Source organism: Sporosarcina sp. CAU 1771 (assembly GCF_054482775.1).
Genome location: NZ_JBTLRN010000003.1, coordinates 128,546 through 143,038, shown reverse-complemented (window position 1 = coordinate 143,038; position 14,493 = coordinate 128,546). Strand labels below are relative to the sequence as shown.

At 41.1% G+C, this 14,493-nt stretch carries 16 protein-coding genes and 2 other annotated features; all 16 genes read right to left on the bottom strand.

What is annotated here, in order from left to right:
- Positions 1–22: 22 nt before the first annotated feature.
- Positions 23–3,556: a DNA-directed RNA polymerase subunit beta gene (rpoB, locus tag ACXYMX_RS04600; protein ID WP_459043063.1), complete on the bottom strand. Its 3,534-nt coding sequence runs from the start codon at positions 3,554–3,556 to the stop codon at positions 23–25.
- A 223-nt stretch (positions 3,557–3,779) separates the two neighbouring features.
- Positions 3,780–4,382: a class I SAM-dependent methyltransferase gene (locus ACXYMX_RS04595; protein WP_459043062.1), complete on the bottom strand. Its 603-nt coding sequence runs from the start codon at positions 4,380–4,382 to the stop codon at positions 3,780–3,782.
- Between the two features lie 99 nt (positions 4,383–4,481).
- On the bottom strand, positions 4,482–4,841 hold the full coding sequence (gene rplL / locus ACXYMX_RS04590; RefSeq protein WP_459043061.1) for a 50S ribosomal protein L7/L12: 360 nt from the start codon (positions 4,839–4,841) through the stop codon (positions 4,482–4,484).
- Positions 4,842–4,906: 65 nt separating this feature from the next.
- Entirely contained in the window at positions 4,907–5,407 is a 501-nt protein-coding gene (gene rplJ / locus ACXYMX_RS04585) for a 50S ribosomal protein L10 (RefSeq protein ID WP_459043060.1), read from the bottom strand.
- A 32-nt stretch (positions 5,408–5,439) separates the two neighbouring features.
- Positions 5,440–5,588, bottom strand: a sequence feature (ribosomal protein L10 leader region).
- A 106-nt stretch (positions 5,589–5,694) separates the two neighbouring features.
- Entirely contained in the window at positions 5,695–6,396 is a 702-nt protein-coding gene (rplA, locus tag ACXYMX_RS04580) for a 50S ribosomal protein L1 (RefSeq protein WP_459043059.1), read from the bottom strand.
- Between the two features lie 114 nt (positions 6,397–6,510).
- Entirely contained in the window at positions 6,511–6,936 is a 426-nt protein-coding gene (gene rplK / locus ACXYMX_RS04575; RefSeq protein ID WP_459043058.1) for a 50S ribosomal protein L11, read from the bottom strand.
- Positions 6,937–7,105: 169 nt separating this feature from the next.
- Entirely contained in the window at positions 7,106–7,639 is a 534-nt protein-coding gene (nusG, locus tag ACXYMX_RS04570; protein WP_459043057.1) for a transcription termination/antitermination protein NusG, read from the bottom strand.
- Positions 7,640–7,752: 113 nt separating this feature from the next.
- On the bottom strand, positions 7,753–7,938 hold the full coding sequence (gene secE / locus ACXYMX_RS04565) for a preprotein translocase subunit SecE (protein WP_459043056.1): 186 nt from the start codon (positions 7,936–7,938) through the stop codon (positions 7,753–7,755).
- Between the two features lie 51 nt (positions 7,939–7,989).
- Positions 7,990–8,139, bottom strand: a complete 150-nt coding sequence (gene rpmG / locus ACXYMX_RS04560) for a 50S ribosomal protein L33 (protein ID WP_459043055.1) — start codon at positions 8,137–8,139, stop codon at positions 7,990–7,992.
- Positions 8,140–8,206: 67 nt separating this feature from the next.
- A complete protein-coding gene (gene sigH / locus ACXYMX_RS04555) occupies positions 8,207–8,845 on the bottom strand; it encodes an RNA polymerase sporulation sigma factor SigH (RefSeq protein WP_459043169.1) in 639 nt (212 codons plus the stop codon).
- Between the two features lie 80 nt (positions 8,846–8,925).
- Positions 8,926–9,441 carry an NYN domain-containing protein gene (locus tag ACXYMX_RS04550; protein ID WP_459043054.1) on the bottom strand — a complete coding sequence of 172 codons (516 nt, stop codon included), beginning with the start codon at positions 9,439–9,441 and terminating at the stop codon, positions 8,926–8,928.
- The gene (gene rlmB, locus ACXYMX_RS04545; protein WP_459043053.1) at positions 9,438–10,196 is read right to left on the bottom strand and encodes a 23S rRNA (guanosine(2251)-2'-O)-methyltransferase RlmB; all 759 of its coding nucleotides are present in this window, start codon (positions 10,194–10,196) and stop codon (positions 9,438–9,440) included. The genes ACXYMX_RS04550 and rlmB overlap by 4 nt, the downstream gene beginning before the upstream one ends.
- Positions 10,193–10,624, bottom strand: coding sequence for a Mini-ribonuclease 3 (locus tag ACXYMX_RS04540; RefSeq protein ID WP_459043052.1), 432 nt, complete (start codon positions 10,622–10,624; stop codon positions 10,193–10,195). Before ACXYMX_RS04540 ends, rlmB begins: the two co-directional genes overlap by 4 nt.
- Positions 10,621–12,021, bottom strand: a complete 1,401-nt coding sequence (gene cysS / locus ACXYMX_RS04535; RefSeq protein WP_459043051.1) for a cysteine--tRNA ligase — start codon at positions 12,019–12,021, stop codon at positions 10,621–10,623. Before cysS ends, ACXYMX_RS04540 begins: the two co-directional genes overlap by 4 nt.
- Positions 12,022–12,045: 24 nt before the next feature.
- A complete protein-coding gene (gene cysE, locus ACXYMX_RS04530) occupies positions 12,046–12,669 on the bottom strand; it encodes a serine O-acetyltransferase (RefSeq protein WP_459043168.1) in 624 nt (207 codons plus the stop codon).
- Between the two features lie 84 nt (positions 12,670–12,753).
- Positions 12,754–12,973, bottom strand: a binding site (T-box leader).
- 53 nt (positions 12,974–13,026) lie between these two features.
- Positions 13,027–14,487 carry a glutamate--tRNA ligase gene (gene gltX / locus ACXYMX_RS04525; protein WP_459043050.1) on the bottom strand — a complete coding sequence of 487 codons (1,461 nt, stop codon included), beginning with the start codon at positions 14,485–14,487 and terminating at the stop codon, positions 13,027–13,029.
- Between the last annotated feature and the right edge of the window lie 6 nt (positions 14,488–14,493).

Below are 14,493 nucleotides of genomic sequence, written 5' to 3'. Positions count from 1 at the left end.
ATTAAATCAACAAACCGTTTTATTAATCTGCTTTAACAAAATTCAAAGCATCGGTTGGTTGCATATCATCATCTTCATCAAGATCGCGCAATTCTATCTCTTCGAAATCAGCAGATAGCATTTTCACATCTAAACCAAGGCTCTGTAGTTCCTTAATTAGTACTTTAAAGGATTCTGGAACTCCTGGCTGAGGAACACTTTCGCCTTTGACGATTGCTTCATACGTTTTTACGCGTCCTACAACATCATCTGATTTCACAGTTAAAATCTCTTGAAGTGTATAAGCTGCTCCATATGCTTCAAGCGCCCAAACTTCCATCTCTCCAAAACGCTGTCCACCAAACTGAGCTTTACCGCCTAGTGGCTGTTGAGTAACAAGAGAGTATGGTCCAGTTGAACGAGCATGAAGTTTATCGTCAACCATATGCGCAAGTTTGATTAGATACATCACACCAACAGATACGCGGTTATCAAAAGCTTCTCCTGAACGACCATCATACAGGATTGTCTTTCCATCACGATCCATACCAGCTTCCTCCATTGTTGACCAAACGTCTTCTTCGTTTGCTCCGTCAAATACTGGGGATGCCATATGAATACCTAACGCCCGAGAGGCCATACCAAGGTGCATTTCAAGAACCTGACCAATATTCATACGTGATGGAACACCTAGAGGGTTAAGCATAACGTCAATCGGTGTGCCGTCTGGCATATAAGGCATGTCGGATTCAGGTAAGATTCTAGAGATAACACCTTTGTTACCGTGTCGTCCAGCCATTTTGTCACCTACGGAAATTTTCCGCTTTTGAACAATGTAGGCACGAACGAGTTGGTTAACGCCTGGTGGTAGCTCGTCTCCATCTTCGCGATTAAATACTTTTACATCCAGAATGATTCCACCAGCTCCGTGTGGTACACGAAGAGATGTATCACGTACTTCACGTGCTTTTTCACCGAAAATTGCATGAAGAAGTCTTTCCTCTGCAGTAAGTTCAGTTACACCCTTCGGCGTCACTTTACCTACTAAAATGTCTCCATCACGAACTTCGGCTCCAATACGAATGATTCCACGGTCATCTAAATGACGAAGCGCTTCTTCTCCGACGTTTGGAATGTCACGAGTAATTTCCTCAGGACCGAGCTTTGTGTCCCTCGCTTCAGATTCGTACTCTTCGATATGAACTGAAGTGTATACGTCATCTTTCACAAGTCGTTCGCTCATTATAATTGCATCCTCATAGTTAAAACCTTCCCAAGTCATGAATGCAGTAAGGACGTTACGCCCAAGTGCAAGTTCGCCTTGTTCCATAGAAGGGCCATCTGCAAGAATGTTGTTCGGTTTAACTCGATCACCAACACTAACAATCGGGCGTTGGTTATAACAAGTTCCTTGGTTTGAACGGATGAAGTTGTCTAGGCGATATACTGTTAAGTCACCTTTGACTTCTTTTCCATCAACTGTTTCAATTCGTCGAACACGAATTTCTTTCGCTTCTACATGCTCTACGACACCTTCATGGATAGAAAGAACAGCAGCACCTGAGTCACGCGCTGAAACGTGCTCCATTCCAGTACCAACTAATGGTGCTTCTGGATTAAGAAGAGGGACAGCTTGTCGTTGCATGTTTGCTCCCATCAATGCACGGTTAGAGTCATCGTTTTCTAGGAAAGGAATACATGCCGTTGCAGCAGAAACAACCTGCTTAGGAGAAACGTCCATATAGTCAATTTGATCACGTTTAAACACCGTGTTATCACCCTGGAAACGACCTACAACACCCTCATTAACAAATGAACCATCTTCTGCAAGAATCGCATTTGCCTGAGCAACCACGTAATTATCTTCTATATCTGCAGTTAAGTAGTCTATTTGAGATGTTACTCGGCCTGATTCTGGATCGACCTTACGATATGGAGTTTCAATAAACCCAAACTTATTCACTTTCGCAAATGTCGAAAGGGAGTTAATTAAACCAATGTTTGGTCCTTCTGGGGTTTCAATCGGACACATTCGACCGTAGTGAGAATAGTGAACGTCACGTACTTCAAAACCTGCGCGCTCACGAGTTAAACCACCGGGTCCAAGGGCAGACAATCGACGCTTATGCGTTAGTTCTGCAAGCGGGTTTGTCTGATCCATAAACTGTGATAATTGAGAACTTCCGAAGAATTCCTTTATGGACGCGATTACTGGACGAATATTAATGAGTTGTTGCGGTACAATAGACTGCGTATCATTAATTGACATTCGTTCTTTAACTACACGCTCCATACGTGAAAGTCCGATGCGGAATTGGTTTTGTAAAAGTTCGCCTACTGAACGTAAACGACGATTTCCTAAATGATCTATGTCATCTGTATTTCCAATACCATGTAAAAGGTTGAAGAAATAGCTAACTGAAGCAACTATATCTGCAGGCGTAACATGCTTAATCGCATCTTCTACATATGCGTTAGAAATTACATTTATTACTTGTTTCTCTTCATTATTCGGTGCGTACACTTTGATTGTTTGAATTGTAATGTTCTCATCAAGAACGCCACCTGCATGGGAGATTTCTTCAAATCCAATCCCTTTTTCCAAGTGAGGTAAAAGACGGTCGAGCGCACGGCGATCGATAAGTTCATCTTTTTCCAAAAGGATTTCACCTGTTTCAGGATCAACAAGTGTTTCAGCAAGCGTTTGATTGAACAAGCGGTTTTGAACATGAAGTTTCTTATTCATCTTGTAGCGACCAACATTCGCCAAGTCATATCTTTTCGCATCGAAAAAGCGTGAGAATAGGAGATTCTTCGCGCTATCAAGCGTAGGTGGCTCACCTGGGCGGAGTCGCTCGTAAATTTCAAGCAAGGCCTTTTCGGAGTTTTCCGTATTATCTTTTTCAAGCGAGTTACGTAAATACTCGTTATCACCAATCAATTCGATGATTTCCTCGTCAGTAGAGAAGCCAAGCGCACGAAGAAGTACTGTAATCGGCAATTTACGCGTCCGATCAATTCGTACATGTACCACATCTCTTGCGTCGATTTCATATTCTAACCAGGCACCACGATTCGGAATTACGGTTGCGCCAAATCCACGCTTTCCGTTTTTATCCACTTTGGCATTGTAGTAAACACTTGGAGATCGAACAAGTTGCGAAACAATTACTCTTTCCGCACCATTAATAACGAACGTACCGTTTTCTGTCATAAGTGGGAAATCACCCATGAAAACGTCTTGCTCTTTCACTTCGTCAGTCTCTTTGTTGTGGAGTCGAACTTTCACTCTAAGCGGTGCAGCAAAAGTTACGTCACGCTCTTTAGATTCGTCAACCGGATATTTAGGCTCTTCTAAATGATAATCGACAAATTCTAATGAAAGATTTCCCGTGAAGTCTTGAATTGGAGAAATATCACGGAACATTTCCCGTAAACCTTCTTCTAAAAACCACTCGTAAGATGCCGTCTGTATTTCAATTAGATTCGGAAGATCCAACACTTCGCTGATCCTTGCGAAACTTCTACGCTGACGGTGTTGACCATATTGGACTAGATGACCTGTCAACTCATTCACCCCTTATAAATGCAATATTAGTTCTTTGCGATATCATAAAAGTAGTGTATGATATCCAAAAAACAAAAAAGAAAACGAGTTCTAGCAAGAGCTCATTTTCGGTTTGATAATCTTTTATACATCGTCAGTATACCAACTCTTGGCATGTTTCATGCAAAAAGGCAGACGACCGCATGATATTAATTTATGCATCTTATAACGTTATCGTATATTCATTTGAAAGTCAAGCCTTTTTAGCTTTCAAAATATAGTATCCTCTTTTTTTCACAACAGTATCGACTGTACCAAAGAGCTCTAATAACCGATTAATAGTTGATGGGGCACCCTGTTTTTTCTGGATAACAACCCATAACTCTCCACCGGTTTTCAACTTCGAAAATGCACCGTCATAAAAATTAAAAATCGTTGTCTTTCCCGCTCTAATTGGTGGGTTTGTTACAATCACAGCAAAGTCTTCAGCCGTTACCGCCATTAGTGCATCGCTTGAATAGACCTTTGTATTTTCAACTTTATTTAATTCAGCATTTAACTTCGCAAGATGAAGCGCTCGTTCATTAACGTCAACCATATGAACAGTTCTTTCGGGCGCTAACATTGCAACCGATAAACCTATAGGACCATATCCACAACCAACATCCAGGACATCGCCTGTAATTTCGGGTAAGGTGAACGTTTCAATAAGAAGTCGTGAACCAAAATCCACTTCCCCTTTACTAAAAACTCCCGCATCCGTCTTAAATCGAAGGTTTTTCCCACGCAATTCGGTTGTCCATTCAGCTTGATTGCTTTTCACCACTGGATCTTTGGAATAATAATGTTCAGACATTATAGTCCCTCTCCCTCTTATAAAAGTATCTAAAAGAAAGGTAAATGAAGAAAAGCCCGTCTTTCGCCGACGAGCTTTTCTTCATTTATTCAATAAGAATTACTTAAGTTCGATTGATGCGCCAACTTCTTCAAGTTTAGCTTTTAGCTCTTCAGCTTCTTCTTTTGTTACGCCTTCTTTAACAGCTTTTGGTGCTTCGTCAACTACTGCTTTAGCTTCTTTCAAGCCAAGACCAGTGATTTCACGTACTGCTTTGATAACTTGGATTTTCTTGTCTCCAGCAGCAGTAAGGATTACGTCGAATTCAGATTGCTCTTCTTCAACAGCAGCTCCGCCACCAGCAGCAGCTACAGGTGCAGCAGCTGTTACGCCAAACTCGTCTTCAATTGCTTTTACAAGGTCGTTAAGTTCAAGAACTGTCATTGCTTTAACAGCTTCTAGGATTTGTTCGTTAGTCATTATAATTTCCTCCTAATATTTGTTTTGTCGAGTTTAACTCGCAAATGTATCTTTAAGCCGCAAAATTATGCGCCTTGTTCTTCTTTTTGATCTGCAACTGCTTTTGTGATTGCAGCAAGGTTGCGCATTGGTGCTTGTAGAACACTGAGTAGCATAGATAGTAGACCATCGCGTGATGGAAGTTCTGCCAATGCCTTTACGTCAGCTTGAGATGCTACCAATCCTTCGATAACGCCTGCTTTAATTTCTAACTTGTCGTTTTTCTTAGCAAAATCGTTAAGGATTTTTGCCGGAGCAACAACATCTTCAGTTGAAAACGCAATCGCGTTAGGTCCTGTTAGGAATTCATTCAACCCTTCAAGTCCCGCGTCTTCAGCTGCACGACGTGTCATTGAGTTTTTATAAACCTTAAACTCAAGACCCGCATCGCGTAATTGCTTACGAAGATCTGTTAGTTGGCTTACGTTTAGACCACGGTAGTCAACAACAACAACTGACGCTGCCGATTTTAACTTATCCGCGATTTCAACAACAACTGCTTGTTTCGCTTCTAATACTTTGCTCATTTGGACACCTCCTATTAAGTTTCGTGTCACTCATACCGATATGAAAAGCCCTCATGTCTACATAGGTAGACATGAGGGCTGAAAAGTCGTCATCTTTATAAGAAAAGAGCGTCTTTGTCCTCGGTAGGAATTTTAAGCGGCAAGCCGCTCCTACTGTCTACGGTACAAATGAATATTGTCAATTACATTATAACAAAAGCTATCGCTTTCCCTACAAATAAAATTGTATCCAATTTATTAATTAACAACAAGAGTTATCTTACTAGAAGATAATTCAGTTGTCAATATTATTTTGCTACAACAACACTTGAAGCATCAACTTTAATAGCAGGACCCATTGTTGTCGTCATGTTAACTGACTTCATGTATGTCCCCTTAGCTGAAGCAGGCTTCGCTTTTTGAATTGTTTCAAATACAGTTAAGAAGTTCTCAACTAATTTGTCATCTTCAAAAGAAACCTTACCAATTGGCGCGTGAATAATTCCAGCTTTATCAGCACGGTATTCAACTTTACCAGCTTTGATTTCTTCAATTGCTTTAGTTATATCGAAAGTTACAGTTCCTGTTCTAGGGTTTGGCATAAGACCTTTTGGTCCAAGAATACGACCAATCTTACCAACTTCACCCATCATATCAGGTGTTGCAACGATTACGTCAAAATCAAACCAACCTTTTTGAATTTTTGCGATGTAATCTGCATCTCCAACATAGTCAGCTCCAGCAGCTTCCGCTTCTTTAAGTTTTTCACCTTTTGCGAAAACAAGAACGCGTTGAGTTTTACCTGTACCGTTTGGAAGCACAACTGCTCCACGGATTTGCTGATCATTTTTACGTGTATCGATTCCAAGACGGAATGCAACTTCAACTGTCGCGTCAAAATTTACAGTGCTTGTCTGCTTAGCTAGTGCTACTGCTTCCGCTGCGTTGTAAACTTTTGAGCTATCAATAAGCTTAATTGCTTCTGTGATTTTCTTGCCTTTTTTAGCCATTTAAAATTTCCTCCTCATTTGTGGTTTTAACGGGTTAAACCTCCCACGAATAAGGGTTGCGTGTCCTAACGAACCACCGCAACCCCCACTACGAACAAAACATCTTAACCGAAATTAATCTTCGATCGTGATTCCCATACTGCGTGCAGTACCTTCAACCATAGCCATCGCCGCTTCAACCGACGCCGCGTTAAGATCTGGCATTTTTTGTTCTGCAATTTCGCGAACTTTATCGCGTTTTACAGTAGCAACCTTCGTTTTGTTTGGTTCTCCAGAACCTTTTTGAAGATTAGCTGCAACCTTCAGCAATACTGCTGCCGGTGGAGTTTTTGTAATGAATGTAAATGAACGGTCTTCAAATACAGAAATCTCAACAGGAATAATTAGACCTGCTTGATCCGCTGTACGCGCGTTGAATTCTTTACAGAATCCCATTATGTTCACACCTGCTTGACCAAGCGCTGGCCCAACTGGTGGAGCCGGATTCGCTTTCCCTGCAGGGATTTGCAATTTAACAACTTTAGTAACTTTTTTAGCCACGAGACACACCTCCTTAAGTCCGTGATGTGGTAATTGGGTTGCCCCTCCCACTCAATATGTGCCTGCCGACATGCGTCGGTAGAATGTGTTAATCTGTTCAAACTATTAGATAACAGCCTGACCTTTGAAATGATACCACTAAATCGCATAGTGCGCAAGTGTTATTTAATTATATTTTTTCAATTTGTTCAAAATCCAATTCCATGTTCGTTTCGCGACCAAACATGTCTACAGAAACTTTTACTTTTCCTTTAGCTTCGTCGATCTCTTCCACTTTACCTTGGAAGTGAGCAAATGGACCTTCAAGCACTTGAACCATTTCGCCAAGAGAAAAGTCGATTTCCAACCTACCCTCTTTGACACCCATTTGTTTCAGGATAAATTCTACTTCTTCTGGAAGTAAAGGCGTTGGTTTCGCTCCTCCACCTGAAGAACCAATAAATCCAGTAACACCTGGCGTGTTACGAACAACATACCATGAATCATCCGTCATAATAATTTCTACGAGAACATATCCTGGGAACGTTTTCTTCAAAACTGTACGTTTCTTACCATCTTTGAAATCAGTTTCTTCTTCTTCTGGGATAATGACACGAAATATCTTATCTTGCATTCCCATCGTTTCTACACGTTTCTCTAGATTGGCTTTCACTTTGTTTTCATATCCAGAGTACGTATGAACGACGTACCAATTTTTCTCCATCTCCATAGTGACAAGGACTGTTCGTCCGCCCCTCCTTTTTCCCGTACAAAATGAAAAACCCGTACACTCTACAGGACGGGCCATTTTATCAAGGGATTATTTATTCTGTTCTATTATAACGCAAGGTACCACTCAATTACACTTGATATACCAAGGTCTGTAAGTGCAAAGTAAACGGCCATGAAAATAACTGTCGTAAGAACAACAATTGTATAACGTGTCAACTGTTTTCGACGCGGCCAACTAACCTTTCTCATTTCTGAGACTACGGCTTTTAAAAAACTAGTAATCTTACCCATTGTATTGTGACCCTCCGAATAAATATATAATACGCCTGTCAGCTTGCTTTGTCATGCCGTTTGTCTGTGGACTGTATGTCCATCACAATGCTTACAGTACTTTTTTAAAGTTAACCGATCTGCAGGCTTATCTTTTCGAGCTGGAACAGAATAATTCCTGGAAGCACATACATCACAGCTTAATATTACTTTTTTAGTCATTTTACCACCCTATACGACTTATAGTCTTGCTAAAGAGTAACATCTTACATTCAAGGTGTCAACACGTCTAACGTACAGCTTCAACCTGCATATATCGTTCAAGCTTCCTCTTAATTCTTTGGAGTGCATTGTCGACTGATTTAACTTGTCGATTCAATTCATCTGAAATTTCCTGATAGGATTGACCTTCTAAGTAAAGAGCAAGCACTTGCTTCTCAAGACCGCTCAAAACCTTATTCATCTCTTTCTCCATGTGAATAAAATCTTCCTTATGAATTATTAAATCCTCTGGATCATCGAGGGTCGGTCCTGGAACCATGTCTAGAAGAGTGCGCTCCGATTCCTCTGAGTATACGGGCCTGTCCAATGAGATAGATGTATTCAAAGGGATATGCTTCTGTCTAGTCGCTGTTTTAATCGCCGTAATAATTTGGCGAGTTATACAGAGCTCTGCAAACGCTTTAAAAGAGCTAAGTCGATCCGCCTTGAAATCACGAATCGCTTTGTAGAGACCTATCATTCCTTCTTGAATAATGTCTTCCCGATCGCCGCCAATTAAAAAATAAGAACGCCCCTTCAGTCGTACAAACGACCGATATTTAGTAATCAGAAAATCGAGTGCATCAGTATTGCCATTATGGATAATCTCAATAATCTCTTCATCTGTTAATCCTGTAAAATTAGAAACTCTGCCACTAACCAACATCTTTTCCACCACTGGATCACCCCGACTTTTCATAGGTCCTCTTTCAAGTATACCGTATGGAAATTTTTTACGTCAAGCCTTCATTTCATTCCCCGGCGCCATTTTTCGAATTTTTCTGCAACTTCGTCCGATAAAGGTATTTTAGATAGTGGTTGTTGGCTATGAATATCCTTAACTTGTACTGATATAAATTTATCAATCTCATCCATTTCTATTTCTAACTCGCGCGCTGATTTCCGAAGAGCTCCCTGTGCAAAGATTACCCATTGTTCTGTTAAGTCGGATGTCGCTACATGAATTTGTACAGTTCTTCCCTTTAATTCACTTACAAGTTTTTCTATCCGTTCGTCAGCTGTTTCTTTTTCTCTAGTAAAAACAATTTCCAAGTCGTATCTGCGTTTCTTTTTTTCAATTCCCGCTATCAAATGCGCATCAAAAACAATAATGACGCGCCAACCCGTGTATCCCTTATATTCTGCCATTCTCTCGATAAGGCGGTCTCGAGCATCCTCAAGCCGCTCTTCTTTCATCTTGCGTAGTTCCTCCCACGCACCAATGACATTATATCCATCGACAAGGAGTATATCCTTTTTCATCCCTCAGTTTGGTTAGCTTGCCGCTTGCGTAACACTTCGTACATGAGAAGTGATGCCGCTACCGAGGCATTGAGTGATGTAACATGACCTCTCATAGGTAAGTGGTAGAGGAAATCGCATTTCTCTTTCAATATTCGCGACATCCCTTTGCCTTCACTACCTATAATTATTGCAAGCGGTAATGTTGCATCCATCAACCTATAATCAGTCGACTTTTCAGCATCCGTCCCTGCAATCCAAACACCCATTTTCTTAAGCTCTTCTATTGTTTGCGAGAGGTTATTCACCCTTACAACCGGAATATGCTCAATTGCACCTGTTGATGCTTTCGCAACGACTCCCGTAAGGCCAACCGCACGACGTCTAGGAATAATAACTCCGTGAACTCCTGAAGCATCTGCCGTTCTCAGTATTGACCCTAGATTATGCGGATCCTCAAGTTCATCTAAAATAAGAATGAATGGATCTTCTCCGCGTTCAGTCGCTACAGCCAAGATATCACTGAGTTCGGCATATTTATAAGCCGCAACTGAAGCAACAATCCCTTGATGATTCATATCCAACATGCCATCGAGCTTTCGTTTCGGAACAGCTTGAACAATAACTTTTGCTTCATTGGCAAGCGAGAGAATTTCCCCGATACTTTTTTTGTTAAGTCCTTCAGCTATCCAAATTTTATTTAGTTCTCTTCCTGACCGAAGTGCTTCTGCGATAGGATTTTTCCCACCTAATAATTCCGTTTCATTTTCTGTCATGACGTTCCCTCTTTCTCTGGGTTCTCAATAATACGTATGGACTCATTGATAAACTCTTCAATTCTTTCAGTTCTTCGAAGCAAGTACAAAAATCCGAGTACCGCTTCGAATCCCGAACTGTGATTATATGTGACGACATCAGTATTTTTCGGAACAGATCCTGACTTCGCATTTCTACCACGTCTCATTACAGCTTCTTCTTCTTCTGTAAAAAATCCAGAGCTCAGCATTTCTTTGATAACTACTGCCTGTGATTTAGCTGAGACGTACCGAGTCGCCTCCTTATGCAACACGTTCGGTCGAACACGCCCTGAACGCAGGAGATGTTCTCGTATCGCTTGTTCATAGACTGCGTCGCCCATATAGGCAAGGGCGAGGGCATTTAATTGTTTTACGTCAATATCCCTTAGTGAATACACTTGCTTCATCCCCTTTTCCAACGCGTCCCTTGTGCCGTGTCCTCAAGGAGAATGCCTTTTTCCTTCAACTCATCACGAATTTCGTCAGAACGAGCAAAGTCTTTCGTGCGACGAGCTTCTAGTCGTTCGTTAATTAGCTCTTCGATATCCTCGTCGAGTAAGTTGGATGCTCCGCTGATTGGAATTCCAATGACCGCCATGAGTTCCTCCATCGTTTCAATGAAGTTCTTTATGACTTCAGCTTGTGTATTTTTCTCCAAAAGATAAACGTTTGCCAGTTTTGCCAACTCAAATATAGCGGCAATACCATTCGCTGTATTAAAGTCATCATCCATTGCGGTTTTGAATTCCGCCTTGCACGTAGCGACTTTATGATTCCATATGTCGTTTTGGTCTCCCAAATCTGCTGAAGAATTAAGTCGATGATTTAAATTATTATAAGCCGTTCGAATACGCTCGAGACCATTTTCTGCACTTTCAATAAGATCCCGCGAGAAGTTGATCGGATGCCTATAATGAACGGACAACATGAAAAACCGCAATACTTGAGGGTCTATTTTTTTTCGTATATCGTTTACTAGAACAAAATTGCCTAGTGACTTCGACATTTTTTCGTTGTCGATATTAATGTAACCGTTGTGCATCCAATAACGTGCAAACTGTTTTCCCGTCAACGCTTCTGACTGAGCGATTTCGTTTTCATGGTGAGGAAATGCTAAGTCTTGCCCACCTGCATGTATATCCATCGTATCGCCAAGATGTTCGCGCGCCATTACTGAACACTCTATATGCCAACCAGGTCGGCCAGCACCCCATGGACTTTCCCATGAAATCTCTCCATCTTTTGCAGCTTTCCATAAGACAAAGTCAAGTGCATCTTCTTTTTTAACGCCCGCTTCTATACGCGCCCCAACAATCAACTCTTCTGTTGATTGTTTAGATAACTTGCCGTACCCTTCAAACTTTTTTGTTCTGTAATATACGTCACCTTGTGATTCGTACGCAAAACCTTTTTCAATAAGTACTTGAACAAACGATACAATGTCCTCGATATGATCCATAACTCTCGGATGAACGTCCGCTTTCCCACATCCTAAAGCAGAAACATCTTCATAAAATGCCTCAATAAAGCGATCCGTCAATTCCTTAACGTCTTCGCCAAGCTCTTTCGCAGCTGCAATAATCTTATCGTCAACGTCTGTAAAATTCGATACATACTTCACGTCATATCCACTGTATTCTAAATAGCGTCTGACTGTATCAAAAACAATAACAGGACGTGCATTACCGATATGAATATAGTTGTAAACGGTAGGGCCACACACATACATCTTCACTTTTCCTTCTTCCAACGGAATAAAAGGTTCTTTCTGTCTCGTCAATGTATTATAAATTTGAATGCTCATAATAAATCCCCTTTCCAATATGCCTTACTTTTCTAATCGGTCAAGTCGCTCTTTTAATATTTTTATTTCCCGTTCAAGCTTACTACATTCATCTGCTACGGGATCCGGAAGGTCTTGATGATCCAGTCTTCTTGTTACTCTTTCACCATTTCGAACGACAATCTTGCCCGGTATTCCTACAACCGTTGATTCCGAGGGCACATCTTTCAGTACAACCGATCCAGCTCCAACTTTACTATTCTCACCAATTGTAATGGAACCAAGTACTTTCGCGCCTGTTGCAACTAAGACGTTGTCGTGAAGTGTCGGATGCCTTTTCCCTTTTTCTTTCCCTGTACCACCAAGAGTAACTCCTTGATAGATCGTTACATCGTTACCGATTTCACACGTTTCTCCAATTACAATTCCCATGCCATGGTCCATAAAGAAACGTCGTCCAATTGTAGCCCCAGGATGAATTTCAATTCCTGTAAAAAAGCGACTTACTTGCGAAATTACTCGCGCCAAGAATAGAAACCTTTTATTGTAGAAAGCATGTGCAATTCGGTGTGACCAAATTGCATGCAATCCAGAATATGTGAGAATAACTTCAAATCTGCCGCGCGCAGCTGGATCCTGGTCTAAAATGCAGTCGACGTCTTCTTTCATTCTTCGAATCACAGTTCTGCTCCTTTCTTTCGGGTTATTTCCATTTTATTTTTAGATATTAAAAAATGCGCCTCTGTCGAAAATGACAGAGACGCATTCATTGCGTGGTTCCACTCCGCTTGAAAGGTTACGCACCTTCCCGCTTTACACCGAATAACGCTGGTGATACGTCCACGCCTACTTAATGTTCGGCTCGGCTCTCAAAGGGGCATTTCCACATTGCAGAGACTCGGATCGCTTGCAGCCGGTGACGATCCTCTCTGAAGAGCTTACACTGTGTACTTTTCCTTATCGTTGATTTCAAGGCACATTCAATTAATTACTTTTATTCTACACTGCAACTAACGAATGTCAATATTACTGCACTGCAAATTTTGAAACTCGTTCAATTGCAACTTCTTTTCCAATAAGTGCAATCGCAGTCGGTAATTCTGGACCATTTGTCTGTCCTGTTGTAACAACACGCGTTGGCATAAATAAGTTCTTCCCTTTATGACCCGTCTCTTTTTGGACAGCTTTGATAGCCGCTTTAATTGATTCAGCGTCGAAAACCTCAAGCGCTTCAAATTGAGCTTTAAGCGAGGTCATCACTTCAGGAACTTGTTCGCCCGCAAGGACTGCCTGGGATGCTTCATCATATTCAATCTCATCTTTAAAGAACTGGGCAGAAAGTTCAACAATTTCAGCTCCGTAACTCAATTGGTCTTGATAAAGAGCTATTAAACTGTGTGCCCATGCCGTTTGTTCAGCCGACAATTCTTCTGGTAGTGCACCGGATTTTTGTAAATGCGGCAATGTCAGTTCGATTAGTTGGTCAATCGATAACTTTTTAATGTATTGGTTATTCATCCACATCAACTTATTTTTATCGAAAACAGCTGGGGATTTCGATAAACGATCCGCGTCGAAAATAGAAATAAGCTCCTCTTTCGAATAGATTTCTTCTTCTCCACTCGGTGACCAACCAAGAAATACGATGAAGTTGAAAATAGCTTCAGGGAGATACCCTAACTCCTCGTATTGCTCGATAAATTGAATAATAGATTCGTCACGCTTGCTTAGTTTTTTACGTGCATCGTTGACAATCAATGTCATATGACCGAATTTCGGCTCTTTCCAGCCAAATGCTTCGTAAATCATTTGTTGCCTTGGCGTATTTGAAATATGGTCATCTCCGCGAAGAATATGCGTAATTTCCATATAATGATCATCAACAGCAACCGCAAAGTTATATGTTGGAATTCCATCCTTTTTCACAATGACAAAGTCGCCCATGCCGTCCGACTCAAATGATACATCGTCTTTCACCATATCGTTAAATGTATAGACTTTTCCAGGTTGAACAGCATAACGAATACTAGGCTCTCTACCTTCTGCTTCACGTACAGAACGCTCTTCATCTGATAAATTGCGGCACTTTCCACTATAACGCGGCATTTCATTTTTGGCGATTTGTGCTTCACGTTCTGCCTCTAATTCCTCAGCTGTACAATAACATTTATAAGCTTTCTTTTCCTCTAGCAATTGGTTATATAAACCTTCATATATATCATTTCGCTCAGATTGACGATATGGACCAAAATCTCCACCTACATCAATGCTTTCATCCCAATCGATGCCGAGCCACTTCAAGTAATTCAGTTGTGATTCTTCACCGCCGGAAATATTACGTTTCGCATCGGTATCTTCAATACGAATAATAAATTTCCCACCTTTATTTCGTGCATATAAATAGTTAAATAATGCCGTTCTGGCATTTCCTATATGTAAATGCCCAGTTGGACTTGGTGCATAGCGTACGCGAACTTCTTTTGTCATAATATA

What these genes read in the sequence shown, in the direction of transcription:
- ACXYMX_RS04595 (WP_459043062.1), bottom strand. Translation starts at nt 4,382, where the DNA reads ATGTCTGAACATTATTATTCCAAAGATCCAGTGGTGAAAAGCAATCAA.
- rplL (WP_459043061.1), bottom strand. Translation starts at nt 4,841, where the DNA reads ATGACTAACGAACAAATCCTAGAAGCTGTTAAAGCAATGACAGTTCTT.
- rplJ (WP_459043060.1), bottom strand. Translation starts at nt 5,407, where the DNA reads ATGAGCAAAGTATTAGAAGCGAAACAAGCAGTTGTTGTTGAAATCGCG.
- rplA (WP_459043059.1), bottom strand. Translation starts at nt 6,396, where the DNA reads ATGGCTAAAAAAGGCAAGAAAATCACAGAAGCAATTAAGCTTATTGAT.
- nusG (WP_459043057.1), bottom strand. Translation starts at nt 7,639, where the DNA reads ATGGAGAAAAATTGGTACGTCGTTCATACGTACTCTGGATATGAAAAC.
- secE (WP_459043056.1), bottom strand. Translation starts at nt 7,938, where the DNA reads ATGGGTAAGATTACTAGTTTTTTAAAAGCCGTAGTCTCAGAAATGAGA.
- rpmG (WP_459043055.1), bottom strand. Translation starts at nt 8,139, where the DNA reads ATGACTAAAAAAGTAATATTAAGCTGTGATGTATGTGCTTCCAGGAAT.
- sigH (WP_459043169.1), bottom strand. Translation starts at nt 8,845, where the DNA reads ATGTTGGTTAGTGGCAGAGTTTCTAATTTTACAGGATTAACAGATGAA.
- ACXYMX_RS04550 (WP_459043054.1), bottom strand. Translation starts at nt 9,441, where the DNA reads ATGAAAAAGGATATACTCCTTGTCGATGGATATAATGTCATTGGTGCG.
- rlmB (WP_459043053.1), bottom strand. Translation starts at nt 10,196, where the DNA reads ATGACAGAAAATGAAACGGAATTATTAGGTGGGAAAAATCCTATCGCA.
- ACXYMX_RS04540 (WP_459043052.1), bottom strand. Translation starts at nt 10,624, where the DNA reads ATGAAGCAAGTGTATTCACTAAGGGATATTGACGTAAAACAATTAAAT.
- cysS (WP_459043051.1), bottom strand. Translation starts at nt 12,021, where the DNA reads ATGAGCATTCAAATTTATAATACATTGACGAGACAGAAAGAACCTTTT.
- cysE (WP_459043168.1), bottom strand. Translation starts at nt 12,669, where the DNA reads ATGAAAGAAGACGTCGACTGCATTTTAGACCAGGATCCAGCTGCGCGC.
- gltX (WP_459043050.1), bottom strand. Translation starts at nt 14,487, where the DNA reads ATGACAAAAGAAGTTCGCGTACGCTATGCACCAAGTCCAACTGGGCAT.